Origin of the sequence: Kribbella sp. NPDC006257 (genome assembly GCF_040613535.1) — a bacterium.
Taxonomy (GTDB): Bacteria; Actinomycetota; Actinomycetes; order Propionibacteriales; family Kribbellaceae; genus Kribbella.
This window is the reverse complement of the sequence record NZ_JBEXSJ010000037.1, coordinates 1-26,440: the sequence shown is the minus strand read 5'-3', so window position 1 is coordinate 26,440 and position 26,440 is coordinate 1. Positions and strand designations below refer to the sequence as shown.

General features: G+C 67.5%; 19 protein-coding genes and 1 rRNA gene. 16 read left to right on the top strand and 4 right to left on the bottom strand.

Translation table 11 applies throughout. The features are described 5' to 3' along the window. The first annotated feature begins 194 nt into the window (after positions 1-194). The 5 genes from ABZ004_RS32785 to ABZ004_RS32765 all read left to right on the top strand — a co-directional run bounded on the left by ABZ004_RS32785 (position 195) and on the right by ABZ004_RS32765 (position 12,418). Positions 195-1,742 carry a gamma-glutamyltransferase gene (locus tag ABZ004_RS32785; RefSeq protein ID WP_355685068.1) on the top strand — a complete coding sequence of 516 codons (1,548 nt, stop codon included), beginning with the start codon at positions 195-197 and terminating at the stop codon, positions 1,740-1,742. 131 nt (positions 1,743-1,873) lie between these two features. Beyond that, entirely contained in the window at positions 1,874-2,854 is a 981-nt protein-coding gene (locus ABZ004_RS32780) for a glycosyltransferase family 2 protein (protein ID WP_355685066.1), read from the top strand. Positions 2,855-2,859: 5 nt separating this feature from the next. After that, complete coding sequence (locus ABZ004_RS32775) at positions 2,860-5,175, top strand: hypothetical protein (protein ID WP_355685166.1); 2,316 nt, start codon at positions 2,860-2,862, stop codon at positions 5,173-5,175. Between the two features lie 101 nt (positions 5,176-5,276). Beyond that, positions 5,277-11,123, top strand: coding sequence for an Ig-like domain-containing protein (locus tag ABZ004_RS32770; RefSeq protein WP_355685064.1), 5,847 nt, complete (start codon positions 5,277-5,279; stop codon positions 11,121-11,123). Positions 11,124-11,452: 329 nt separating this feature from the next. After that, a complete protein-coding gene (locus tag ABZ004_RS32765) occupies positions 11,453-12,418 on the top strand; it encodes a hypothetical protein (protein ID WP_355685062.1) in 966 nt (321 codons plus the stop codon). On the opposite strand, the gene ABZ004_RS32760 is transcribed toward ABZ004_RS32765, so the two are convergent. Genes ABZ004_RS32760 through ABZ004_RS32750 form a run of 3 tightly spaced genes read right to left on the bottom strand, consistent with a single transcriptional unit; the run spans position 12,396 to position 14,237 of the window. Continuing rightward, positions 12,396-12,932 carry a GNAT family N-acetyltransferase gene (locus ABZ004_RS32760; protein ID WP_355685060.1) on the bottom strand — a complete coding sequence of 179 codons (537 nt, stop codon included), beginning with the start codon at positions 12,930-12,932 and terminating at the stop codon, positions 12,396-12,398. The genes ABZ004_RS32765 and ABZ004_RS32760 overlap by 23 nt on opposite strands. Positions 12,933-12,963: 31 nt before the next feature. Then, positions 12,964-13,851 carry an RNA polymerase sigma-70 factor gene (locus tag ABZ004_RS32755; RefSeq protein ID WP_355685059.1) on the bottom strand — a complete coding sequence of 296 codons (888 nt, stop codon included), beginning with the start codon at positions 13,849-13,851 and terminating at the stop codon, positions 12,964-12,966. An 8-nt stretch (positions 13,852-13,859) separates the two neighbouring features. Then, positions 13,860-14,237 (bottom strand): hypothetical protein, encoded by a 378-nt coding sequence (locus ABZ004_RS32750; RefSeq protein WP_355685058.1) that lies wholly within the window; start codon positions 14,235-14,237, stop codon positions 13,860-13,862. Positions 14,238-14,333: 96 nt separating this feature from the next. Here ABZ004_RS32750 and argC point away from each other — a divergent pair, with 96 nt between their 5' ends. From argC to ABZ004_RS32710, 8 genes are all read left to right on the top strand, one after another. Beyond that, the gene (gene argC / locus ABZ004_RS32745; RefSeq protein ID WP_355685056.1) at positions 14,334-15,365 is read left to right on the top strand and encodes an N-acetyl-gamma-glutamyl-phosphate reductase; all 1,032 of its coding nucleotides are present in this window, start codon (positions 14,334-14,336) and stop codon (positions 15,363-15,365) included. Beyond that, positions 15,362-16,561, top strand: coding sequence for a bifunctional glutamate N-acetyltransferase/amino-acid acetyltransferase ArgJ (argJ, locus tag ABZ004_RS32740; protein WP_355685055.1), 1,200 nt, complete (start codon positions 15,362-15,364; stop codon positions 16,559-16,561). The genes argC and argJ overlap by 4 nt, the downstream gene beginning before the upstream one ends. After that, positions 16,558-17,466 (top strand): acetylglutamate kinase, encoded by a 909-nt coding sequence (gene argB / locus ABZ004_RS32735; RefSeq protein WP_355685054.1) that lies wholly within the window; start codon positions 16,558-16,560, stop codon positions 17,464-17,466. The genes argJ and argB overlap by 4 nt, the downstream gene beginning before the upstream one ends. Then, a complete protein-coding gene (locus tag ABZ004_RS32730; RefSeq protein WP_355685052.1) occupies positions 17,463-18,665 on the top strand; it encodes an acetylornithine transaminase in 1,203 nt (400 codons plus the stop codon). The genes argB and ABZ004_RS32730 overlap by 4 nt, the downstream gene beginning before the upstream one ends. A gap of 115 nt (positions 18,666-18,780) precedes the next feature. Beyond that, positions 18,781-19,704, top strand: coding sequence for an ornithine carbamoyltransferase (gene argF / locus ABZ004_RS32725; protein ID WP_355685050.1), 924 nt, complete (start codon positions 18,781-18,783; stop codon positions 19,702-19,704). Next, the gene (locus ABZ004_RS32720; protein ID WP_355685049.1) at positions 19,683-20,216 is read left to right on the top strand and encodes an arginine repressor; all 534 of its coding nucleotides are present in this window, start codon (positions 19,683-19,685) and stop codon (positions 20,214-20,216) included. Before argF ends, ABZ004_RS32720 begins: the two co-directional genes overlap by 22 nt. A 10-nt stretch (positions 20,217-20,226) precedes the next feature. Next, positions 20,227-21,633, top strand: coding sequence for an argininosuccinate lyase (argH, locus tag ABZ004_RS32715; protein WP_355685048.1), 1,407 nt, complete (start codon positions 20,227-20,229; stop codon positions 21,631-21,633). A gap of 10 nt (positions 21,634-21,643) precedes the next feature. Then, positions 21,644-22,309: a DNA-3-methyladenine glycosylase gene (locus ABZ004_RS32710; protein ID WP_355685046.1), complete on the top strand. Its 666-nt coding sequence runs from the start codon at positions 21,644-21,646 to the stop codon at positions 22,307-22,309. Here the strand turns inward: ABZ004_RS32710 and ABZ004_RS32705 are convergent. After that, complete coding sequence (locus ABZ004_RS32705; RefSeq protein WP_355685044.1) at positions 22,306-23,265, bottom strand: LLM class flavin-dependent oxidoreductase; 960 nt, start codon at positions 23,263-23,265, stop codon at positions 22,306-22,308. The genes ABZ004_RS32710 and ABZ004_RS32705 overlap by 4 nt on opposite strands. Before the next feature lie 75 nt (positions 23,266-23,340). On the opposite strand from ABZ004_RS32705, the gene ABZ004_RS32700 reads away from it, so the two are divergent. The 3 genes from ABZ004_RS32700 to ABZ004_RS32690 all read left to right on the top strand — a co-directional run. After that, positions 23,341-24,378 carry a phosphatase domain-containing protein gene (locus ABZ004_RS32700; RefSeq protein ID WP_355685042.1) on the top strand — a complete coding sequence of 346 codons (1,038 nt, stop codon included), beginning with the start codon at positions 23,341-23,343 and terminating at the stop codon, positions 24,376-24,378. 48 nt (positions 24,379-24,426) lie between these two features. Then, positions 24,427-25,731, top strand: coding sequence for a tyrosine--tRNA ligase (tyrS, locus tag ABZ004_RS32695; RefSeq protein ID WP_355685040.1), 1,305 nt, complete (start codon positions 24,427-24,429; stop codon positions 25,729-25,731). A 623-nt stretch (positions 25,732-26,354) separates the two neighbouring features. Continuing rightward, positions 26,355-26,440 (top strand): 16S ribosomal RNA (locus tag ABZ004_RS32690); the annotation flags it as partial.

The window sequence follows — 26,440 nt, the reverse complement described above, 5'->3', positions numbered from 1 at the left end:
CCGCCGGACACCAGACGCCAAGAGTCGGACCGGCGGGTAGTCCGGTGGAAGCGGACCGCCACGCCATCAGTACTCGGGTTCCTGCTGACCGGCGGCGCCACCGTGCGCCTGAGGTCGGCGGTCTCGCCGCGGCAGCTGGGCGGTACTGATGGTCTGGCGCTCCGCTCAGGCGTTGGGTGCGGGAGGATGAGCGGGTGAAGGTGATCGGTACGAATCCGAGGGTTGCGGTGGCGGCGCCTAACAAGGCGGCGGCTGAGGCAGGGGTGCGTGTCGCGGCGGAAGGTGGCAACGCCGTTGACGCTGCGATCGCGGCGACGTTGGTGACGATGGTCAATGAGATCGGGGTGGTGTCGCCGGCGTCGGGTGGGTTTGTGACGTTGCAGGTTGCCGGTGGTGAGGCGGTGACGATCGACGGTTGGGTGGAGATGCCCGGGCGTGGGTTGCCGACGGACAAGTTCGGCCGGGGCGTCTGGGACGTGACGACGGAGTACGGCGGCGGCACGACCACCACCGTCGGGCATGGGTCCGTCGCGACGCCGGGTGGGATGAAGGCGCTCGACCTCGCCCACCAGCGATCCGGCAAGGCGCCCTGGAGCGAGGTGGTCCGGCCCGCGATCGAGGTGGCCCGCCAAGGGTTCCCGCTCAGCCGTACGTCGGGGTACTACCTCGGCTACACCCACGAGATCATCTTCGGCTGGCACCAACCGAGTCATCGGGCCGTCCACGACGACGACGGCGTGGTGATCAAGGCCGGCTCGATCGTGGTGATCCCGGAGCTGGCCGAGGCGCTCGAGCTGATCGCGAAGGACGGCGCCGAAACGCTCTATACCGGTGAGCTCGCCGAGTTGCTGATCCGCGACATGGCCGACAACGAGGGCATCCTCACCGCACAGGACCTGGCGGAGTACGAGGCTGTCGTCCGGCCCGCCCTCATCGTGCAGCAGAACGGCTGGCGGCTGGCGACGAACCCACCACCCGCTGTCGGCGGAGTCGCGGTCGCCGCGATGCTCGCGTTGCTGGACGGCGTACCGGGGCAAGGTAGCTGGAATCCGAAGGAGCTCGAGCGGCTCGTCGACGTGCAGCATGCCGTCTTCGGTCGCCGGTTGGCGGAGCTCGATGAGGAAGACGTCCGCAAGCTCGAAGGTCAGAAGCTGCTCGACCTCGCTGCCGGCGGAGACTTGAGAGCACTCAGCTCACCCAGTACGGCGACCGTCTCGGTGGTCGACGACGAGGGCGACGCCTGCGCGATCACCGTCTCGTCCGGTTACGGCTCCGGCGTGATGACACCGGGCACCGGCATCTGGCTCAACAACGCCCTTGGCGAGCAGGAGCTCGTGCACGGCGGCCCACACAGTCTCGCGCCCGGCACCCGGCTGACCTCGAACATGGCGCCGAGCGTCGCCCGGCGCGACAGCGACGGCGCGGTACTGGCGATCAGTTCTCCCGGCTCCGACCGGATCCCGACCGCGATCGCCCAGGTCTACGCGCTCTACACGCACGGTGGGCTGTCGCTCGAGGAAGCCGTCGAGCATCCCCGGCTGCACGTCCGGGTCCGCGAGGACGTCGTCGTCGACTACGAGGACGACCTGCCGGTCTCCGGATCGACCAGCCTGCCGACCCGCCCGATGCCACCGCATTCGATGTACTTCGGTGGGGTGGCCGCAGCCTTCTGGGACCCTGCCGAGGGCCTGACCGCGGTCGGCGACCCACGCCGTACGGGAGCGGTCTCGGTCTCTGCTTGATGACGCAGCGTTCTGGTCTAAACCCGATTTTGGACCCAACTTGATGTCACTTTAGGATCTGAGTCATCTTTTTGGGCGTCTCGGGCGTTCACTCTTGTGGTTGCTGGAACTGCCTTGGAGGCCTGCCGGACATGTTGGACCCCGAACTCGAACTCTCCGTCGTCGTACCCATGTACGACGAGGAAGAGGTGCTGCCGATCTTCTTCGACCGGATGCGCCCGTTGCTGGACGGCCTCGGCATCCAGTACGAGGTGCTCGTGGTGGACGACGGCAGCCGGGATGCGACCGCGTCGATGCTGATCGCCGCGGCCGGGGACTGGCCCCAGCTCCGGCTGGTCCGGCTGCTCCGCAACAGCGGTCACCAGGCCGCCTTGTCGGCCGGTTTCCGCCGCGCCCGCGGGAAGTACCTGGTCACCATCGACGCCGATCTGCAAGATCCGCCCGAGGTGATCGCGGAGATGATGACCGCGGTGAAGTCCGCCGATGTCGACGTCGTGTACGGCGTGCGCTCGGACCGCTCGAGCGACAGCTTCGGCAAGCGGACCACCGCCCGGATGTACTACCGGCTGATGAGCCGCCTGGTCGGCAAGGACATCCCGTTCGACGGTGGTGACTTCCGGCTGGTCTCGCGGCGGGTGGTCGACGCGGTCAACGGCCTGCCCGAGGACGGCCGGGTGTTCCGGCTCGTCATCCCGTGGCTCGGCTTCCCGAGCACCGAGGTCGCCTACGTGCGCGCCGAGCGGGCCGCGGGGCACACGAAGTACAACCTGACCAAGATGTTCCGGCTCGCCTTCGACAGCGTGACCGCGTTCTCGGCGGCGCCGCTGCGGCTGGCGACCTGGCTCGGCCTGCTCGGCGGGCTGCTGTCCGCGGTGTTCGTGGTCGGCGCCCTGGCGATCAAGCTGGCCGGCCAGAGCGTTCCGGGGTGGACGTCGACGGTGCTGGCGGTCAGCGTGATCGGCGCGATCCAGTTGCTGTGTCTTGGACTTTTGGGGGAGTACGTGGCGCGCTTGTTCCAGTCGAGCCAGAAACGGCCGCAGTTCCTGGTCGGCTACGACAGCCTCGAGGACAAGGGCCATCAGGCCCTCGACGAGGAATCCGTCCGCTCTTGAGCGTCGTGGCCGTCGCCGAACCGGAGTCTGATCAAGCTCCGGCCCGGCGGCATCCGGCCGGTACGGCGTGGGCGCGCGGCCTCCCCTGGCTGCTGCCGCTGATCGTCACCGCGATCGGCCTGCACGCAGTCGATGTGTCGGGCTGGACGATGCTGAAGTACTTCCTGTACTTCGGCCTGGCGGTCGCCCTGCCCGGCGTACTGCTGCTCCGCGCGCTCTGGCGGAGCACCGGCAACTGGACCGAGGACCTCGGGATCGGCAGCGTCGTCGGCATCGCCTACCAACTGATCGGCTGGGCCGTCTTCACCGCGCTCGGCGTGCAGAGCTGGCTGATCGTCTGGCCGGCCCTGGTACTCGTCGTGTTCGGCGCGGTGCCGAGGCTCTGGCAATTCTGGCGGATCGCTGACCCGAAGCCGTTGCCGCTGCTATGGACCGCCGGCCTGGTGCTCGCGGCTGTGGTGTTGCTCGGCGCTGCCGTCTTCGGCCTGATGCCGTACCACCCGATGCCGCCGAACGGCACGGCGTACTACCCGGATCTGCTCTACCACCTGTCGATGGTGAGCGAGCTGACCCGTTCGGTGCCGCCCGAACTTCCGCAGGTCGCCGGGATGCGGCTGGACTACCACTGGTTCGCGAACGCGGACATGGCCTCGGCCGTGGACATCACCAAGATCTCGCCGATCATGGTGCTCTACCGGCTCTGGCTGGTGCCGGCGCTCGTGGTAACGCTGCTGGTCTTCGCGACCCTGGCCCGCACGGTCAGCAAGACCTGGTGGACCGGCGTCCTCGCGGCCGGCGCGATCGCAGCTCCGCAGTTGCCGATGTGGTGGGAGACCCGGGTCGACCTCGAGCCACCGGTCAGCTTGCTGAGTCCCTCGCAGACGTTCTGCATGCTGATGGCCGCGACCGCCGCCATCTTCTTGATCGAGTTGCTGTTCCGCGGTCGTCAGCCGAAGACGCTCTGGCTGCTGGCCCTCACGATCGCGGTGATCGGCGGCGGTTCGAAGCCCACCGTGCTGCCGATCCTGGTCGGCGGTGTCGGCCTGGCCGCGCTGTTCGTGCTGATCCGGGACCGGCGGTTGCCGATCAGGTTCGTCGTCGCCGGATCGCTGCTGGTCTTCGCGGCTGTCGGGACGATCGTCACGGTCGCCGGTAGTACCAGCGGTTCGGGCATTCAGTTCCTCGCGGTGGTCAAGGTCGCGGGCGGCTACACCGCCGCCACCGGCGACAAGACCGAGGCCGGCGCCGGCGGTCACATTCTGCCCGCCTTGGCATCGGGTCACGTGTTGTCGATCGTCGGTGCACTGGTGGTGTTCGCACTGCTGATCGTGAGCCAGGCAATCGTCGCGGCCGGCTACGGTCTGCTGGGCCGACGGGAAGCCCGCGGAGACCCGCTGGCCTGGTTCCTGCTTGGCACTTTGGTCGCGGGCTGGGCGGCCTTCCTGCTGGTCGACCACCCGTCAGTGAGCGAGGGGTACTTCATCCGTACTGCGGTCCCGTTCGGCCTGGCCGCAGTGGGCTGGCTCGCGGTGATCCTCGTGAAAAGGCACCGTCCGTCGCCTTGGCTCGTGCCCGCGGCGCTGGTGCTCGGCGCCCTGTACGCGTGGGTGATGCTCCAGGCCAAAATCGCGCCGACCGGTCCGCAAGGCCACCGGATCCTCGACGTCGCCCGGCCCCTGATCGCAATAGTCCTTCTGAGCGTCGTACTACGGGTCGCCTGGCCGTTCCTGACCCGGCTCTTCCCGAAGGCGGCCGGGCTCGGGGGAGTGCTCGCGATCCTGACGCTGCTCGTGGTGCCGTCGGCCGGCGTGGTGGCGCACAGCCTCCATGTCCATGGCGAGGGGGTGCGGGCGACATCGTTCACGTCGAACCTGTGGACGGTTCGCACGGACGAGGCGCTGGCCGCGATCTGGTTGTCGCGAAACACCGGCTCGAAGGACATCGTGGCTGGTAACGCGTGGTGCCGGCCGGCCGGCGTACCGAAGCCTGGTTGCGATGCGCGCGGCTACATCATCAGCGGGATCGCGGGCCGGCGGGCGTTGATCGACGGCTGGGCCTACACCTCCGAGGCGATGGCGCATCACGGACTCAACGGGCTGCGCTACACGCAACAGCCGTCGCCCTGGCCGGACCGCACGACCATCACCGAGCAGGCGCTCTACGCACCGAACGTGGACGTGCTGCGACGCCTACGCCACCAGTACGGCGTGCGCTGGCTCTACGCGGATCGCTGGGACGGACCCGTCTCCCCGCGCCTCGACCAGCTCGCCACCCTCCGACACCGCGAAGGCAAGATCGGCATCTACGAACTCACCCAGTAGTTCTCCCGTAACATACGGTCAGCGTGGAACGTTACGTCTACGCCGGCCCGCTCGCCCCGAGCCGATGCATGCAGCAACGGTGATCGATAAGGGGCGTGGGAATGACGGCGAGGCGGTCACTTGTCGCAGTCGTTCTCGTCCTGGCGCTCGGCGCGCTCCCGCTCGCGGCCGGCGCCTACCAGGTGCCCTCGGCCCCCTTTGCCGACGGCAACGTGGCGACTGCGACGATGCCCGGTTCCGGGCTGGTCCAGACGATCTCGGTCACCGGTAAGACCGCGCTCTCCGATCCGGGGACGGCCGGCGAGCGCGGTACGACGGATCGCACCTACTCGCCACCGATTGCCCGGACGACTCCCGCGCAGGATCTCGTCGTCGACACCGGCGACTGCGCCGCAACCGGAAGCTGTGGCAGCCGCGGAACGCTGACGGTCGCGTTCTCGCAGCCCGTCCGCGACCCGGTGCTGCATCTCGCCGGGATCGGTGGATCGGCCACCCAGACGGTCAACGGCCGCCCGACCCGGCAGTCCGAACTCCACTCGGTGCTCAAGCTCACCACGGCGGGCGTCAGCCTGACCAAGGTTGGTGAAGGCAACAACCTCGCGGTCACCAGCGACACCATCACCGCCGCGAACCCCGACGCCGGACCCAGTTGCATCAACGGCAAGACCGGCACCGGCCCGGATGCCGCAGCCACGGCCGCCTGTGGATCGGTCCGGGTGCTCGGCGTGGTCAAGTCGGTCACCTTCGACGTCACCGCGCTCTTCACCAAGAACCCACAGCTCCCCGCGTTCAACGCGTCCAGCTCCGGCGATGTGTTCTCGATCGTCGCGTCGGTCGGTGAGGACTTCGGCGACGCGCCAACGTCGTACGGAAGTGCCTGGTCGGTGCTCGGCGATGCGCGGCTCGGTTCGGCGGCGACCGAGGACAACACGACCATCGCCAACAGCAGCACCGGCCCGACGGTCGCGGATCAGGGCGACGACGGCGTCACCTTCAAGCCGCTGCTCACCACAGCGAAGAGCTACTCGGCATCGGTCGCACTGACCGGTACGTCGAAGCCCGGCCGCGTCTGTGCCTGGATCGATCTCGACAAGAACGGCACGTTCGATCCGGCCGAGCGATCGTGCGCCGCCTTCAGCGCTGGGCAAGGCGCGGTCACTCTGAACTGGACGAACCTGGCGAACCTCAGCGCCAGTACGTCGTACGCGCGGGTTCGGCTCGGCTATACGACGGCGCAGGTGGACAAGGCAGTCGGTGCGGCGGACTCGGGCGAGGTGGAGGACTACCCGTTCGTCATCGCGCCGCCGCCCCCTCCGATCGCGGTGAACGACGCGGCGACGACGGCGTACGACACCGGGGTGACGGCCGATGTCCTCGGCAACGACAAGCCGGGCGATCCGGCGGCGCCGCTGCAGCCCGACTCGCTCTGCCTGATCGATCGCGACAAGTGCGGCGTGATGGTGAATGTGGTCGGCCAGGGCAAGTACGTGGCCGCGAGCGGCAAGATCGGCTTCGATCCGGTCCCTGGCTTCGTCGGCGTCGGCAAGCCAGTGACCTACCGGATCGCCGACAGCAACGGGACCACAGCGACGGCGAAGCTGACCGTCACGGTCTCCCTGCCGGCCAAGCCGGTCGCCGCCCCGGACACCGCGAGCACTCCGCAGAACGACAGCACGGCGGTCAATGTGCTCGCCAACGACAAGGCGGCTCCCGGCGTGACGCTGGACCCGACGTCCCTCGTACTACGGGATCCCGCCGACTCCCAGCTCAAGACGACTGTCGTCATCCCGGCCGAGGGCAGCTACACCGCACGGGACAACGGGCTCGTCGACTTCCTCCCGTTGCCACGCTTCACCGGCGTCGCGACGTCCGTCGGGTACCGGGTCACCGACAGCACCGGCCAGTTCGCGGAGTCGACCCTCACGGTCACGGTGACGCCGGTGATTCCGAAGGCGATCGGCGACTCGGTGAGCACGCCGTTCGACACCGACGTCGAGGTCGACGTTCTCGGCAACGACCTTCCCGGTTCGCCGGATGCCCCGCTCGACCCGGCCAGCCTGAAGCTGATCGACTCCGCGGGCGAACTCGTCGACAAGCTCGACGTGCCGCGCCAGGGCACCTACTTGGTAGCCGACGGCAAACTCGCGTTCCAGCCGGTGGCCGGATTCCGGGGGACGGCGACACCGGTCGGCTATCAAGTGCTCGATAAGAACGGTACGGCGGCGCGCGCCCAGCTCACCGTCTCCGTCGACGCACCCGGCCCGCCGGTGGCCAACCCCGACACCTTCACCACGATCCAGGGTCGGCCGGCCTTCCTCGTGGTACTCGCGAACGACAAGCCCGGCCCGACCGGTTCGGCACTCGACCCGGCCTCGGTCCGGCTGCTCAGCCCGGCGAAGAGCCAGCCGGTGACCAGTCTGGCGAAGAGTCAGCCGGTGACCAGTCTGGCGAAGAGTCAGCCGGTGACCAGTCTGGTGATCCCAGGTCAGGGCAAGTACACCGCGAAGCAGGACGGCCGGATTCTCTTCGAGCCGGTCCCCGCCTTTCACGGCAACGCGACGCCGGTCCACTATCAAGTGGCCGACGGCAACGGTGCTCTCGGCACGTCGACTCTGACGATGAGCGTCACTGCGGTGCAGCCCGACGCGGAGGACGACACCGTCACTACGGCGTACGACACTGCGGTGACTGTTTCTGTTCTGGCGAATGACGACTCCGGCGATCCGGGCGTGCCGCTCGTGCCCGGCAGTGTGCGGCTGATCGACCCGATCACGCAGAAGCCTGTGATGACGGTGCATCTGGCCGGGCAGGCGGTCCTGGTGGCGAAGGCGGACGGGACGGTGGACTTCGATCCGCTGCCGACCTTCACCGGTACCGCGGCGCCGGTGACCTACACGGTGTCCGATGTGAACGGCACGCTCGCCAAGGCGGTGCTGACGGTGACTGTCGCGAAGCCGCCCGCGCCGATCGCGCACCCCGACACGGCGACCGGCAAGCAGGATCTCAATGTCACGCTGGATCCGCTCGCGAACGACGAAGCAGGCCGAGGCACCAGCCTCGACCCGGCCAGCCTGGTGCTGATCGATCCCGCGGATGGATCGCCGGTGAAGTCGGTCGAGGTCGCGGGGGAGGGCACGTACAAGGTCACCGGGAGCGCGACGACCCGCGGTGCCGGCGCCGGGCTTGTCTTCGACCCGTTGCCGGCTTTCACCGGGACTGCGAAGGACCTGACCTACCAGGTGGCCGACCGATTCGGCCAGCTGACAAAGTCCACCATCACGATCACGATCACCGCGATCACTCCGACGGCGGTCGACGACATCGGCAGTACGCCGTACGACGCGACTGCGCACATCAATGTCCTCGGCAACGACAAAGCCGGAGATCCGAGTGCGCCGTTGATCCCCGGATCGGTGCGGCTGAAGGATCCCGCCGACGGCTTGCTGAAGACGGAGGTCATCGTCGAGAACGAAGGCGTCTACACAGTCGCCGCCGGAATCGTCACGTTCGACCCGGCCGCCGGATTCGCCGGTGCGGCCACCCCGGTGTCCTACGAAGTTGCCGACGACAACGGCTCCACCGCATCCGCAGTCATCAAGCTCACCGTCGGCGCACCACCGGTCGCGCGCCCGGACAACGCATCGACGCTGCAGAACGTCACCGTCACCATCAACGTGCTCTCGAACGACTCGCCCGGCACCGACGCTGACCTCGACCCGTCCTCCGTGCTGATCGGCACCCAACGCGACTTGGCCAAGACTCTGACGATCCCCGGCGAGGGCACGTACGCCGTACAGGCGAGCGGAGCGATCCAGTTCGACCCGCTGCCCGCGTTCCACGGCAAGGCCAAGCCGATCCAGTACCGGGTGGCCGACTCGAACAAGACCGTTGCCACGTCAACACTCGGGATGACCGTCGTCCAGGTGACGCCGTCCACCGTGAACGACTCGGCGATCACGCCGTTCAACCGGCCGATCACGGTGAATGTCCTGGCCAACGACAAGGCGGGCGATCCGAGTGCGCCGCTTGTCCCCGGATCGGTGCTGCTGAAGGACGGTTCGCAGTACGGGAAGAGCCTGACCAGGCCGGGGGAGGGGCGCTATGTCGTCAACCCTGATGGGTCGATCACGTTCACACCGGTGAAGGACTTCCAGGGCGTGACCAGGCCCGCGCAGTACAAGGTGAGTGACCGGAACGGGACGACGGCGACCGGGCTGGTGTTCCTGACCGTCGGCAAGGGGCCGGAGGCCAAGCCGGACACCGGTACGACGAAGCAGAATCGCGACGTGACCGTGGAACCGCTCGGCAACGACTCGCCGGGGACGTCGGCCGAGCTGGTGAAGTCTTCGGTTCGGCTGTTCGACGGCAAGGCGTGGCTGCTTTCCGTTCCGATCGCCGGTCAGGGGTCGTTCACGGTGACGCCGGCCGGCATCGGGTTCGATCCGCTGCCGTCGTACAGCGGGCCGAGTTCGATCAGCTACCAGGTCGCCGACACGACGGGGAACAAGGCGACCTCGACGGTCACGATCACGGTGACGCCGATCGTGCCCGTGGTGGTGAACGACGCGGTGAGTACGGCGTACGACACCGCTGTGACTGTGCCGGTGCTGGTGAACGACAAGGCCGGCGATCCGAGCGCTTCGCTGGATCCGAAGAGCGTGCGGGTGATCGATCCGGCGACCGGTGATCCGGTGCCGAGCCTGGCGGTGGCAGGGCAGGGGACGTTCACGGTTCAGCCGGACGGTGGGATCAGGTTCATGCCTCTTGCTGGGATGACTGGTGAGACGACGCCGGTGACTTACCAGGTCAGCGATGCCAACGGGACCATCGCAACGGCGACGCTCACCGTGACGGTCGGCGTCAAGCCGGTGGCGTTGCCAGACCTGGGGCGGACCAAGCAGCACGTGCAGGTCACCATCGACCCGCTGGCCAACGACAAACCTGGTGCCGGTGCCACTCTCGATCCGGCGACGCTTTTGCTGGTCGATGCCCAAGGCAACTTGGTCAAGAGCGTGACGGTGGCCGGCCAGGGGACGTATGAAGTTGCCGATGGCAAGGTGACCTTTGCTCCGACGACCCGGTTCAGCGGGACGACGCGCCCGACGGCGTACGAGGTGAAGGACTCCGCGCGGAACGCAGCGCGCTCGACGATCGCGGTAACGGTGTCGCCGGTGCGGCCGGACGCAATGGACGACGCGGCCAGTACGGCGTACGGGACTGCTGTTGGCGTGAACGTGCTGGCGAACGACAAGGCGGGCGATGCGAGTGCGCCGCTGGTCCCGGGCTCGGTCGTGCTGCGCGATCCGGCCGATGGGACAGAGAAGACTTCGGTGACGCTGGCGGGCGAGGGCACGTTCCTCGTCGGGGCGGACGGCACCGTCGGATACACCCCGGTGAAGGGCTTCACCGGTACCACCAGATCGCTGACCTATCGGATCAGCGACGCGAACGGGACGTCGGACACGGCCCGCCTGAAGATCACCGTGCGTGGTCCCGGCGGGGCGAAGGCCATCCCGGACAGTGGTACCGGTACGCCCGGCAACCCGGTGGTCGTGAACCCGCTGCTCAACGATGCCGCGACCCGCGGCGCGGTCTGGAGACCGGGCACGCTCTGCCTGGTCACCGGGACGGCCACCTGTGGGAAGCAGGTGGCCGTACCGTCCGTCGGTGTCTGGACGGTGGGCGCCGACGGGACGATCCGGCTCGTTCCGGAGCGCGGCTTCACCGGTACGGCGAAGCAGGCGTACCGGGTCACCGACACGAACCAGGTGTCTGCGACCGCGCAGGTGAAGGTGACCATCGGGGCCCAGCCGGCCGCACCCGTCCAGCACCACAAGACCGAACTGCCCGCCACCGGAGGGCCGTCCGTGTTCCTGCTGACGCTGGGCGGACTGCTGGCCGCGCTGGGTGCCGCGCTCCTCCTGATAGCCCGCCGCAGCCGCCAATAGTGGGAAACCGTGGCGCCGGGTCCCGTTGTGGAGCGGGACCCGGCACTACAGAACAGCAGGTGCCTGGCTGGCGTGGCTCCGTGGCTGACCGCCGGCACGTCGATTTCCTAACAGGCTCGACTGACCTTCCCCGCGCGTCCTACCGGCTCGACTGACCGTCCCCGCGCGACCTACCGGCTCGACTCGCGGTATTTCCGCCGCCAAAAAACCCGCGAGTCGAACCGGTAAGTGGCGGTGAAGCCGCGAGTCGAGCCGGTAAGCCGCCACGGAGCTGCAACTTATCGGCGTGCCTTTGCATCGTGGTGGGTGAAGAGCCCAGGAGGCGCGCAATGAACCGTCCGTTCCGACTACTCACCCTGCTAGCTGTGGTAGCAGCCGCCGTGCTCGTCCAGGTCGGCACCGCCCAGGCCGACGACCCCGGATGCGATTTTCCTGCCACCAGCGATGTCTACGCGTTTCCGTTGACTCCCGAGGCGACCATGCTCAGCGGCTATCTCGATCCCAGCCCGGGCTGTCCGTCACAGGGCGTCCTCAGCAGGATCGACGGTAGCGAGCAGACCGTCGTCGGAGAGGGCTTCTTCGAGCTGCCGCTCGATGCCCGGTCAGGCGAGTGGTACTTGTCCTCCTACACAGTGGGTGGCGAGACCCGCACCTTCGAACCGGTCGCGCCGTACCTGGTCAAGGTGCTCAACCTGACCAGGATCACTTCGACCGCCCCGCCGAGGCCGGACCCGTTCCCGTACGGGACCAGCCTGCACGTGTCCGGCGTGTTCGAGGGCTGGACCCCTGCCACCGGCTGGCAGCCGATGGCCGGACGCGAGCTGAGCATCATTGTCGGGAACATCTATGACGGACACCCGCCGGTTCCGACGACGACCGATACTTCAGGTGCCTACAGCCTCGATGTGCGGATCTACAGCAGCTTCCTCGGCGGCGCGCACTTCTCCGGTGACGACACCTGGGTGCACAGCAGCAGTTTCAGCGATGTGCAGATCCACGCTCTCGTGAGCGCCAACGTCAGCGATCAAACGCCACGCGTCGGTGAGCGGGTCCGCATCACCGGAACTGTGGCACCAGGAGCCGTGCCGGTCTGGCTCGAACGGCAGGTCGGCACTGAATGGGTGAAGGTGAGTCCGACTGTCATGGCTACTGCCCACGGGCACTACAGCCTGACCTACCGCCCGACGACGCGTGGAGTGCAGCACCTCCGGGTGTGGAACGACGGAACCGAGCCCGAGAGCCGAATGGGTGTACTGCCCTTCACCAAGGAGTTCACGCTGACCGTGCACCGCTGAGATCCTTTACCAGCATGATCTCGTCGCGGTAGTCGCCGGGCGCCACCAGGACAGCACGGGGGTGGCGCCCGACGATGCGGTAGCCGAGGGGTTCGTAGAACTTTTCCAAGCCCTGGCCGTCGCGGATGGTGAGCATCAGTTGCTCCAGGCCCAGGTCGACTGCCGACTCGCGGAGGCCTTCCATCAGGGTGCGGCCGGCGCCGTTGCCTTGGTGTTTCGGGTGGACCATGACGCGCAGTACGGTGCGCCAGTGTTTGCTGAGTTGACCGTCGTCGCTGACCAGCAGGCCCATCGCCATGAAGCGTTCGCCGTTGTGCAGTACGCCGAGCAGGTCCTTGCCGGCGGCGACCCTTTCGAGCGCGAGGTCGAGGGTGTTCGCGATCTCGTGCACCGGTGCGGGAGCGACGAACCCGACACTGCCGCCCGCGTCCGTGGCGGCGATCCAGGTGTCCAGCAGATCGGCCCGGAGCCCCGGATCGGACACTCTCTCGGGGTCGACCGCCAGGTACTCCATGATCTCCTCCTGCGACTGGGTTGCAGATAGCTTAGGTCAGCGAAGGGATCGCTCCGAGCTTGTCGGGGTTGCGTACGACGTAGATCTTGCTGATCACGTTGACAGCGTCCAGTTCCAGGAACGCGACGCTGTCGACCAGCTCACCGTCGTACGCGATGACCGCCTGTTCGCCGTTGACCTCGGCGAGCCGGATGTCGAAGGTGGCGATCTGCGGATCCGTCTTGAAGAGGCCGAGCAGCCAGCGAGCGACCTTGTCGGCGCCGAGCAGCGGCCGGAGCGCGGCCTTGCGCTTGCCGCCGCCGTCGCTGACGAGCACGACGTCGGGCGCGAGCAGCGAGACGACCTGCTCGAAATCGCCGGACCACGTCGCCGCGAGGAACTCCTGAGTCACCTCGGTATGCCGTGCCGGGTCGACCTGCTGCCTCGGCCGCCGCGCGTGCACGTGTTCGCGAGCACGATGAGCAAGCTGCCGTACTGCGGACTCGGAGCGACCCAACGTGTCGCCGATCTCGCTGAACGGCAGGTCGAAAACCTCACGCAGTACGAAGGTCGCCCGCTCCAGCGGCGTCAGCGTCTCGAGTACGACGAGCATCGCCATCGACACCGAGTCGGCGAGCTCCGCCATCTCCGCCGGGTCCTCGCCGGCAGCGATCGGCTCGGGCAACCACGGCCCGACGTACTGCTCCCGCCGTGCCTTCTGCTGCCGCAACCGATTGAGCGCGAGCCGGCTGGTGATCCGGATCAGATACGCCCGGACATCCAGTACCTCGGACCGATCCGCGGCGGCCCACCGCAACCAGGTCTCCTGTACGACGTCCTCGGCGTCGACCATGCTGCCGATCACCCGGTACGCCGCACCCACCAGCACGGCTCGATGCTCCGCGAACTCGGCCGCCAACTGCTCGTCATCCGTCGTCACCCCAGTGATTATTGCTGAGCGGTGAACAGGAAGCCGAGGACGGCTACGACGACCGCGAGAGTGGAGAAGAACGACGCGCTCCCGGCCGCGACCGGACCCATCCCGCCGCGATGAAACCGAGCGGTCAAGGCCAGTCCAAGGATGACTTGCGCCAGCAGCACCCAGAAACCGAAGACCAGGCCGAGCCAGACGAGGATCTCGCGTTCGGAGAAGCAGAGTCCGGTGCAGGTGCTCGACTGCTGATCCGAGGCGAGGGCCACCAGCAGGCCGTAGCCGGACAGCTCAGCAACGATCCAGCCCATGAAGGCGGCGGTGCCGTTGCTGGGCCGGGGCGCTCTCGCGCTCTTGGTCTGTCCCGCGCGCCGCCTACTCGTATCTGCATCCATAGCTCTTAGCCTGGAGACTCGCGGTCGCCTGCGCCTGAGTGGATCTACCTGATCCCGAGGTTGGATATTCATGCGACCTCTGGCATACTCATTCATATGAGCCTGAAGGTCGCGGTCGCGGGTGCCAGTGGATATGCGGGTGGAGAACTGCTCCGGTTGCTGTCCGGACACCCCGAGGTCGAGATCGGCGCGCTGACCGCCGGCGGTAGTGCCGGTACGGCGCTGGGCTCGCACCACCCGCACCTCGTGCCGCTGGCCGGGCGCATCCTGGTCGAGACCTCGGCGGAGACGCTGGCCGGTCACGACGTGGTGTTCCTGGCTCTTCCGCACGGGCAGTCCGCCGAAATCGCCGAGCAACTCGGTGAGGACGTCACCGTGATCGACTGCGGCGCGGACTTCCGGCTGATCGAGGCCGAGGCGTGGGTGGAGTTCTACGGCGGCAAGCACGCCGGCCACTGGCCCTACGGTCTGCCCGAGCTACCTGGTCAACGGGAGAAGCTGCGCGGAACGAACCGTGTCGCGGTGCCGGGGTGCTATCCGACCGTGTCGAGCCTTGCCCTGCTCCCCGCCGTACAGGGTGGTCTCGTCGACCCCGGCCAATTGGTGGTGGTCGCGGTGAGCGGGACGTCGGGAGCAGGCAAGGCGCCGAAGACGCATCTGATGGGCGCGGAGGTGATGGGTTCCGCCACGGCGTACGGCGTCGGCGGTGTGCACCGCCACACGCCGGAGATCGAGCAGAACCTGGGCGCGGTCACCGATGAGGCCGTCTCGGTGTCGTTCACGCCGGTCCTGGCGCCGATGCCGCGCGGCATCCTGGCAACCTGCAGCGCACCGATCACCCCCGGTACGACGGCCGAAAGCCTCCGGCAGGCGTATCACGACGCCTATCGCGACGAGCCCTTCGTGCACCTGCTGCCGGAAGGGCAGTGGCCGCAGACCCAGGCCACCCTCGGCGCGAACACCGTGCAACTGCAGGTCACCCTGGACCAGCGGGCCGGTCGCGCCGTGATCGTGGCCGCGATGGACAACCTCACCAAGGGCACCGCCGGCGCCGCCGTGCAGTGCATGAACCTGGCCGCCGGTCTCGACGAGACCCTGGCCCTTCCCCTCGTAGGAGTAGCACCGTGACCTTAGCTGTCACCCCGGATGCCCAAGTCGATCGGAGCGCCGGAGTCACCGCGCCGGCCGGCTTCCGTGCGGCCGGGGTGATCGCCGGGATCAAACCGGCCGGCAAGCCGGACCTGACCGTCGTGGTGAACGACGGACCGTCGTACGCCGCGGCAGGTGTCTTCACCACCAACAAGGTGAAGGCTGCCCCGGTGTTGTGGTCCCAGCAGGTGCTGACCGCCGGTCAATTGAAGGCAGTCGTGCTGAACTCAGGCGGCGCCAACGCATGCACCGGGCCGGAAGGTTTCCAGGACACTCACAAGACGGCCGAGCAGCTGGCCGAGCTGCTGGGTGTCGGTGCGGCCGAGATCGGCGTCTGCTCCACCGGCTTGATCGGCGAGCGGTTGCCGATGGACAAGCTGCTGCCGGGGCTGTCTGCTGCCGTTGATGCCTTGGGCAACTCTTCGGACCATGCTCTTGCTGCGGCGACCGCGGTGATGACGACGGACAACGTCCCGAAGCAGGCTGTCCTCAAGAAGGACGGCTGGAGCATCGGTGGGTTCGCCAAGGGCGCCGGGATGTGCGCGCCGAACATGGCGACCATGCTGAGCGTGATCACCACGGACGCAGTGGTCGACCAGCCGCATCTGGACCACGCGCTGCGGAACGCGGTCGCCAAGACTTTCAACCGGCTGGACGTCGACGGTGGTACGTCGACCAACGACACCGTGCTCCTGCTCAGCTCGGGTGCATCGGGCATCACGGTCGCAGCTGATGAGTTCGAAGCGGCACTGACTGCCTTGGCTGCCGACCTGGTCAAGCAGTTGCAGGCCGATGCGGAAGGCGTCACGAAGCACGTGAGCATCACCGTGCAGAACGCGGCCACCGAGGCCGAGGCGGTCGCCGCCGCGAAGATCGTTGCCGAGGACAACCTCTGCAAGACCGCGTTCTTCGCCTCCGACCCGAACTGGGGCCGGATCGCGATGGCCGTCGGCAACGCGCCGACCGCCTTCGACCCCTCGTTGCTCGACATCACCCTGAACGGCGCCGCGATCTGTATCGCCGGTGGCAAGGGCGTCGACCGGTCCGAGGCAGACCTCAGCGGACTGGAGATCGACGTCGTGATCGACCTGCACGCCGGGAACGCATCGGCGACGGTGTTGACCACCGACCTGTCGCACGCGTACGTCGAAGAGAATTCGGCGTACTCCTCATGACTGCGACCTCGGAGAAGAATCTTCATTCCACAACCCAGGCTTCGGCCGTCGAGAAGGCGGCCGTCCTCACCGAGGCGCTGCCTTGGCTGAAGGAGTTCCACGGCAAGACGATCGTGGTCAAGTACGGCGGCAACGCGATGGTGGACGACGAGCTGAAGCAGGCCTTCGCCTCCGACATCGTGTTCCTCCGGCACTGCGGCGTACGGGTCGTCGTCGTGCACGGCGGTGGACCGCAGATCAGCGAGATGCTCGGCCGGCTCGGGATCTCCTCGGAGTTCCGCGGCGGGCTGCGGGTCACCACGCCGGAGGCGATGGACATCGTCGGGATGGTGCTGGTGGGCAAGGTCGGCCGCGAGCTGGTCGGCCTGCTGAACGCGCACGGGCCGTTCGCCGTCGGCATGTCTGGTGAAGATGCCGGCCTATTCACCGCGGAACGTCGCGGCGCGATGATCGACGGCGAGTCGGTCGACATCGGCCTGGTCGGCGACGTGGTCGACGTGCGGCCGGAAGCGGTGATCGACCTGATCGACGCCGGCCGGATCCCGGTCGTCTCGACGATCGCCCCCGACGAGGACGGTCAGGCGCACAACGTGAACGCCGACACCGCCGCCTCGGCGCTGGCGGTCGCGCTCGGTGCGTCGAAGCTCGTCGTCCTGACCGATGTCGCCGGGCTGTACAGGAATTGGCCGGAGAGCGACGAGATCATCACTCAGATCGACGCGGCCGAACTGGCAGAACTGCTGCCGTCGCTGGCCTCGGGGATGGTGCCGAAGATGGAGGCCTGCCTGCGCGCAGTACAGTCCGGCGTCTCCCGGGCCACCGTGATCGACGGCCGCGTGCCGCACTCCCTGCTGCTGGAAATCTTCACCGACGCCGGAAGCGGAACCCAGGTGATCCCCTCATGAGTGAATTACTGACGGTCGAAGGCACCGGAGCGGCACTTGCCGAGCGCTACTCTCAGGCGTTGATGAACACCTTCGGTGCGCCGAAGCGGGTGCTCGTGCGTGGTGAGGGCGCGTACTTGTGGGACGCCGATGGGCGGAAATATCTCGATCTGCTCGGTGGGCTCGCCGTGAACTCGCTCGGGCACGCGCATCCGTTTGTGGTGTCGGCTGTGACGAGCCAACTGGCGACGCTCGGGCATGTCTCCAACTTCTTCGCGTCCGCGCCGCAGATCGCGTTGGCCGAGAAGCTGCTCTCGCTGTTCGATGCTCCTGGCAAGGTGTTCTTCACCAACTCGGGCACCGAGGCGAACGAGGCCGCGTTCAAGATCACCCGCAAGACCGGCCGGACCAAGATCGTCTCGACCATCGGCGCCTTCCACGGTCGCTCGATGGGCGCACTCGCGATCACCTGGAAACCGGCGTACCGGGAGGCCTTCGCGCCGCTGCCCGGTGACGTCACGTTCGTCCCGTACGGCGATGCTGCCGCGCTGGCCGCCGCTGTCGACGACGAGACCGCGGCCGTGGTGCTCGAACCGATCCAGGGCGAGAACGGCGTCGTCGTACCGCCCGATGGCTATCTCGAAGCGGCCCGGCAGATCACCTCGGAGCACGGCGCGCTGCTGTGGATCGACGAGATCCAGACCGGGGTCGGGCGGACCGGTGACTGGTTCGCGTTCCAGGCTTCGGGGATCACGCCGGACATCGTGACCGTTGCGAAGGGGCTCGGGGCGGGGATCCCGATCGGGGCGTGCCTCGGCTTCGGTGCGGCTGCCGAGTTGCTGCAGCCGGGTAATCACGGGACGACGTTCGGCGGCAATCCGGTGGCGTCGATCGCGGGTCTCGCAGTCCTGACCGTGATCGAGCGGGACGGGCTGCTCGCCAACGTCAATGCTGTCGGCAACCACCTCGCGTCGTCGATCGAAGCCTTGGATCATCCCTTGATCTCTGGTGTCCGGGGTCGTGGGTTGTTACTTGCGATCCAGTGGACGGCGCCGGTGTCCGACCAGGTCGCGGCGTTGGCGCTGGAGGCAGGGTTCATCGTCAACAATGCAGTTCCGGACGCGATTCGACTGGCACCGCCGTACATCTTGAGCAAGGCTGACGCCGACAGCTTCGTCGCAGCCCTCCCTGGGTTGCTGGACCTCGTGGAGGCCTCGTGACAGTGCTTTTTGCCTCGCCTCCGGCTCGGCGGGTCATGGGGCTAAGCTCCCGTCCTTCCCTCGTCCCTCCGGTCGCTTCGCTCCCTCCACTCCTCAGTCCAGGCCGGGAGGCCCCATGACCAGGCACTTCTTGCGCGACGACGACCTCAGCCCCGCTGAGCAGGACGAGGTGCTGACGCTGGCTCAGGAGCTGGTTGCCGATCGGTACGGGCACAAGCCGTTGGCCGGGCCGAAGACCGTGGCGGTGATCTTCGACAAAACCTCGACGCGGACCCGGATCTCGTTCGCGGTCGGCATCGCGGAGCTCGGCGGCGTCCCGCTGATCATCGACGCGCAGACCTCGCAGATGGGCCGCGGCGAGCCGATCGCCGACACCGCCCGGATCCTTGACCGGCAGGTCGGTGCGATCGTCTGGCGGACGTCCGGCCAGGTCCGGATCGAGGAGATGGCCGGGGCTTCACAGGTGCCGGTGATCAACGCGTTGACCGACGAGTTCCACCCGTGCCAGATCCTCGCGGACCTGTTGACTGTGCGGCAGCACAAGGGTTCGACCGCGGGCTTGAAGCTGGTCTACTTCGGCGATGGCGCCAACAACATGGCGCATTCCTACCTGCTCGGCGGGGTGACTGCCGGGATGCACGTGGTGATTGCTTCGCCCGCGGAGTACCAGCCCGACGCTGCTGTGCTGGCGAAGGCTGTCGAGATCGCCGGCGCGACCGGTGGTTCGGCCTCGTGGAGCTCGGATGCCTTCGAAGCGGTGGCGGGCGCCGACGTGCTGGCGACCGACACCTGGGTCTCGATGGGTCAGGAGGCCGAAGCCGGGGTGCGGGAGGCGCCGTTCGTTCCGTTTGCCGTCACGGAGCAGCTGCTGGCGAAAGCGAACGATGGCGCGATCGTGTTGCATTGCCTCCCGGCGTACCGGGGGAAGGAGATCGAGGCAGCCGTGATCGACGGGCCGCAGTCCGTGGTCTGGGACGAGGCGGAGAACCGGCTGCACGCACAGAAGGCGTTGCTCTCATGGTTGCTGGCGAAGTCATGACGATGGCGGTACCGACCACCAAGACGGCGCGCCAGCAGCGCATCGTGGAGCTGCTCGGCCGGCAGCCGGTGCGTTCGCAGACCGAGTTGGCCGACCTGTTGTCGGCCGCCGGTCTCGTGGTCGGGCAGGCGACGCTGTCGCGTGACCTGGTGGAGATCGGCGCGGTGAAGGTGCGCGATTCGGCCGGCCAGCTGGTGTACGCCGTACCGGGTGAAGGCGGTGACCGTACGCCGCGCGCCGGTGAAGCTGCTGCCTTCGAGGCGCGGCTGGCCCGGGTCGCGTCCGAACTCCTCGTCTCCGCGGAGGGCAGCGCGAACCTGGTGATGCTGCGAACCCCGCCGGGTGCGGCCCAGTACTTCGCGTCGGCCATCGACCACGTCGGACTGGACGACGTACTCGGCACCATCGCCGGCGACGACACCGTCATGGTCGTCTCCCGAGACCCCTCCGGCGGCCCCGCCCTAGCCGCTCGCTTCCTCAACCTCGCAGCCCGCCACACCGACCCCAAGTAAAGGACCATTTATGAATTCCGCCGCACTCTGGGGTGGCCGGTTTGCGGGTGGGCCCGCCGATGCGTTGGCAGCGTTGAGTAAGTCGACACATTTCGACTGGCGGCTCGCGCCTTATGACATCGCAGGATCCAAGGCCCACGCGAAAGTCCTGCACCAGGCAGGTCTGCTCACCGACGACGACCTCACCAAGATGCTGGCCGGTCTCGACGAGCTGCTCGCGGATGTTCTCTCCGGAGTCTTCGTGGCAGCCGAGGCCGACGAGGACGTGCACACCGCCCTCGAACGCGGCCTCGTCGATCGCCTCGGCGCCGCACTCGGTGGCCGGCTCAGAGCAGGCCGGTCCCGGAACGACCAGATCGCGACCCTCTTCCGCCTCTTCCTGCGCGACCACGGCCGGATCATCGCGCGCCTCGTACTCGACCAGGTGAACACCCTCGCCGACCAGGCCGAGCAGCACCTCGGCGTCGCGATGCCAGGTCGCACCCACCTCCAGCACGCCCAACCGGTGCTGCTCTCGCATCACCTGCTGGCCCACGCATGGCCGCTGATCCGCGACCTCGACCGGCTCGCCGACTGGGACAAGCGGGTCGCCGCCGATTCGCCGTACGGGGCAGGCGCTCTGGCCGGCTCGTCACTCGGCCTGGACCCGGTGTTCGTTGCTTCAGAGCTTGGTTTCACCGGTTCGTCGCCGAACTCGATCGACGGTACTGCGGCGCGCGACTTCGTCGCCGAGTTCGCCTTCGTCACCGCGCAGATCGGCGTCGACCTGTCCCGGCAGGCCGAAGAGGTGATCATCTGGGCGACCAAGGAGTTCGGATTCATCCAGCTGGACGACGCCTACTCGACCGGGTCGAGCATCATGCCGCAGAAGAAGAACCCGGACATCGCCGAACTCGCTCGCGGCAAATCCGGTCGCCTGATCGGCAACCTCACCGGCCTGCTCGCGACCTTGAAGGCGCAACCCCTGGCCTACAACCGCGATCTCCAGGAAGACAAGGAACCGGTCTTCGACTCGGTGGACACCCTCGAGGTCCTGCTGCCCGCCTTCACCGGCATGATCCGCACCCTCCGCTTCAACGTGGATCGCCTCGAGGAGCTGGCCCCACAAGGCTTCTCCCTTGCCACCGACATCGCCGAGTGGCTCGTCAAGCAGAAGGTCCCGTTCCGGGTGGCCCACGAGCTGGCCGGCGCCTGCGTCCAGGAATGCGAGAGCCGCGGGATCGAACTCTGGGACCTCACCGACGAGGACCTCGCCGCGATCTCCCCGCACCTGACGCCCGACGTACGCACCGTTCTGTCCGTCAAGGGCTCCATCTCGTCCCGCGACGCCCGCGGCGGCACGGCGGAAGTCCGGGTAGCCGAACAGCTGACCGAACTCCGCATCCGCACCGCCGAACACACCAAGCTCCTCGGCTAACCTTCCCGCCATGCCTGTACGCCGTACGTCGCTGGCGCGGCCCGTTCTCGAGGTCGCGCCGGCGTTGCTGGGAATGGTGTTGAGCCGGACCACCGAAGAGGGCACGGTCGCCGTCCGGATCACCGAGGTCGAGGCATACGACGGGCCGAACGACCCGGGCTCCCACTCTTACCGAGGCCAAACGGCTCGCAATGCCGTGATGTTCGGCCCGCCCGGCTTCCTCTACGTCTACTTCACCTACGGCATGCACTTCTGCATGAACATCAGCGCCGGCCCCACCAACCAACCCTCAGCCGTCCTCTTCCGAGCTGCCGAAGTCATCGAAGGCATCGACCTAGCCCGATCCCGCCGAGGCGCCACCCCACCCACTCCCACCACGACCCCGACCGCCCGACCGACCGCCACCGGCCGCAGGATTGCAGACCGCGACCTGGCTCGTGGGCCCGCGCGGCTCTGCGTTGCCCTCGCCATCACTCGCACCGAGAACGGCGCAGACCTGCTCTCCCGCACATCGCCGATCCAGCTCCTCCCCGGCACCCCCTTCGCCGGCGAACCCGCGACCGGCCCCCGAGTCGGCCTCCGCGAAGCAGCCGACCGGCCGTGGCGCTTCTGGATCCCCGGCGACCCCACCGTCTCGCCGTACAAACCCCACGTCCCGAAGCGCCGTTCGACCTAGCGGTTCGCGAGCTCCAGCACGTAGTCGAGCTGGGGGAGGCCGTGTTCGACCTCGGGGTCGGGGAAGAGGCCGATGTGGTGGACGCCGGCGGCGTTGAGGGCGTCCAGGTGGGTGGCGGCATCGTCGAGAGTGCCGATCGGGCCGATCTCGGTCCACCAGTCGTTGGGCATTGACACCAGTCCGGGGATGCCCTGGTCGTCGAACCGCTTGATCAGGTCGTCATAGAACGGGAGCGTCGGAAGCGCAGCGTTCTTCTGCGCGATCAGACCGGCCAGCCAAGGGGCAGTCCATTCGTACGCCGCCTTGCGGTCCGGGCGGACGCAGATTGCCGAGAAGACCGCGAGCACGAAGTTGTCCGGCGTACCGGCTTGTTCCAGAGCGGCGCGGACGTACGACGGGGTGGCGGGCTCGGCGAGCACCACGCCGGCCGCGACCCGGCCGGCCAGCGCCATCGACTTCGGCCCCTGAACCCCGAGCAGGATCGGCGGCGCAGTAGCCGGCGGCGCGTCGAGCTTCACCTTATCGAGTTGCACGTACTGACCGTCGACCGTGACCTCCTCACCCGCGAGCAGCCGGGTGACGGCATCGGTCACCTCCTCCAGCGCGGTCAGCGGCGACTTCGGCCGCACGCCCATCTGCCCCATCCACGCCTGGACGCCGTGACCGATACCGGGCAGGAATCGCCCGCCACCGAGGGCGTCCAGCGTCGCGAACTCCATCGCGGTGACCGCCGCCGTCCGCACCACGGCAGGCACGATGCCGAGGCCGACGGTGAGTCGCTCGGTGACGGTCAGAGCAGCGGAAACCAGCGACGGCCCGGCAGTGTAGAAGCAGTCTTCGATCACCCAGAGTTCGTCCGCGCCGCCCGCTTCCAGTCGCCGGGCGACGTCCTTCACGAGGGCAGCGGGATAGGTCCGCGGGAAGCACATCCCGATCGCAGCAGAGGTCCGTGTCATATCGAGACCGTAAAGGTCGCCGCCGACAGTCTCGTGAACGGGCGTACGGGCCCTCGGTACGGGTAGGTTTCGGGCATGGCCCGACAGCACTACTCCTCCCGTCTGGAGGACTGGTTCAACGCCGGCGTGCAGGCGATCCTGCGGCGCCGCGGCTGGCGGGAACGGATCATCCCGCACGTGGGCTACGGCAACCGGGAGTACGTCCGGGTGCTGGCCCGCGTCGTGCTGAGCCGCGACCCGCGCAATCAACCCCGGTACGACGAGGACCAGGTGGTCCGCGGCTGGAAGGTGTTCGTCACCGCACCGGCCACCGGCGTACAGGTGGCTGTCACCGTGGCCGGACAGAGCTTCGAGGGGACCACCGACCGCGGCGGCTTCATCGACTTGTCCGTGCCGGTGGTGCTGCCACCCGGGCGGCATGAGATCAGCCTGGGCGTCCATGGCGAACGGCAGGCGAGAGCACAGATCTATGTGCCCGACCCGGACGCCACCTTCGGACTGGTCAGCGACATCGACGACACAGTGATGCTGACGATGCTGCCGCGCCCCATGATCGCCGCTTGGAACACCTTCGTCCGCGACGAGCAGGCGCGCCGCGTAGTACCAGGCATGGCCGAGATGTACGCCGAACTGCTCGCGGACCACCCCGGTGCGCCGATCTTCTACCTGTCGACCGGGGCGTGGAACACCGCGCCGACGCTGACCAGGTTCCTCGCCCGGCACGGTTTCCCGGCGGGGCCGATGCTGATGACGGACTGGGGGCCGACCAACACCGGCTGGTTCCGCAGCGGCCGCGAACACAAGCGCACTGCTTTGCGGAGGCTTGCCGCGGAGTTCCCGAACGTCCGGTGGGTCCTGGTCGGCGACGACGGACAGCACGACCCGCAGCTGTACGGCGACTTCGCGCAGACGCATCCGGACCACGTCAGAGCGATCGGGATCCGCCAACTGACCCCTGCCGAGCAGGTGCTGTCCCACGGTCTCCCGGTGCCGAACCCGGACCCAGGTGCCCACGACCCGCATCGCCCGACCGCAGCCACAGTGCACGGCCCTGACGGCCACGCCCTGGTGGCGCAGCTCCGCGCAGTGCTGTCCCGCCCGGAAGCCACGTAGTACGGACTGGCACCCTTGTTGTCGACACGACGTACTCAAGGAGACCAAGTGACCGACAGCGGGACCGCAAGCCGCACGCAGGTGCTCGACGACCTGGACAGCCGCGGCCTGATCGCGCATTCGACCGATCCCGACGTACTGCGGGCCGCTATGGCGGCCGGGCCGATCACCTCCTATGTGGGCTTCGACCCGACGGCGCCGAGTCTGCACATGGGCAACCTGCTGCAGCTACTGACGCTGCGCCGGCTGCAACTCGCCGGTCACAACCCGATCGGTCTGGTCGGTGGCGCCACTGGTCTGATCGGTGACCCCAAGGAGTCCTCCGAGCGAGTGCTGAACCCCAAGGACGTCGTCCAGCAGTGGGTCGAGCGGGTCCGTAGCCAGGTGGAACGCTTCGTCGACTTCGACCAGTCGCTGCCGAACCCGGCCAGGATCGTGAACAACTACGACTGGACCAAGGACCTCAACACGCTCGACTTCCTCCGGGACATCGGCAAGCACTTCCCGGTGAACCGCATGCTCGGCCGCGAGGTCGTGAAGGCGCGTCTCGAGCAGGGGATCAGCTACACCGAGTTCAGCTACGTCCTGCTGCAGTCGCTGGACTACCTGGAGCTCTACCGCCGGCATGGCTGCACACTGCAGACCGGGGGGAGCGACCAGTGGGGCAACCTGACCGCGGGTGTAGAGCTGATCCGGCGTGCTGATGGCGGCAAGGCGCACGCGTTGGCGACACCTCTGGTGACCAAGGCGGACGGCACCAAGTTCGGCAAGACCGAATCGGGCAGCGTCTGGCTCGACCGGGAGCTGACCTCGCCGTACGCCTTCTACCAGTTCTGGTTCAACGCCGACGACCGTGACGTGATGCAGCTGGTGCGCTTCTACACATTCCGTACTGCGGAGGAGATCGCCGCGTTGGAAGAGGCGACCGCAGAGCGTCCGCACGCACGTGAAGCTCAGCGAGTGCTTGCAGAGGACGTCACCACGCTGGTCCATGGCGCCGACGAGACTCGTCGAGTCCAGGAGGCTTCCAAGGCACTCTTCGGCCAAGGGGAGCTCGCTGCGTTGAACGGCGAGACGCTGGTAGCCGCACTACGCGAAGCGCCTCACGTGGAGCTTGCAGCAGGGGAGCCAATGCCAACGTACGGCGACCTGTTGGTGAAGTCCGGCCTGGTCGCCAGCAAGTCGGCTGCGCGGCGCACTGTCGCCGAGGGCGGGGGATACCTCAACAACGTGAAGGTCAGCGACGCCGAGTACGTGCCTGGCGCGGACGACCTGCTGCCAGGCGGCGCGCTCGTACTCCGCCGCGGGAAGCGTTCATTTGCAGGGGTTCTGGCTTCGACCCCAGCCGGCTGACGGGTGGCGGAGGCTCCTGGCGTGCGCTGGGAGCCGTCCTGCTGAGGGTCGGCGAGGTATCCCACAAACTGGATGCCGAGGGCAAATTACAGCCGTGTGATTCGACCCACCGGGAATGGATTTGACCGGTCACCCGCAAGCCACGTAATGTTCTTCTTGTTGGAGCGAGTGCGGGACGCGAAAGCGGCCGGTCGCTCCGAACCCCCCAAGGCTAGCTGAGCCGAACCGCGTCTTCTTGACTCGGGGCGGTAGCTGCAACGCGGGAGGCGGATCGGAAAAACTCGGGCTTGACCCGGTGGATCTGGTCCGGTAAGGTAGCGCAAGTTGCCCCGGAGTCCTGGCCGAAAGGTCACAGACGCGGTGTGCGCCCGATTCTTGAGAACTCAACAGCGTGCCGAAAGTCAATGCCGAAATTTAGCATTAACCCCCTTCACGGGTCTCGGTGGTAGCAGGTCTGTCTGGCCTCTTCGAGGTTTTGATGGTCTGGTGTCGTCGTGGATTCCGTGTGGGATTCCTTTGTGATTATTTATTGAGATTCAAGTCAGTTTGATTGTCTCTGATTGCAATGGATCGTTTTTCGTTTTGTCTGTTATCCACAGCTTGCTGTGGTTGACATATAGATTTCAACGGAGAGTTTGATCCTGGCTCAGGACGAACGCTGGCGGCGTGCTTAACACATGCAAGTCGAGCGGTAAGGCCTCTTCGGGGG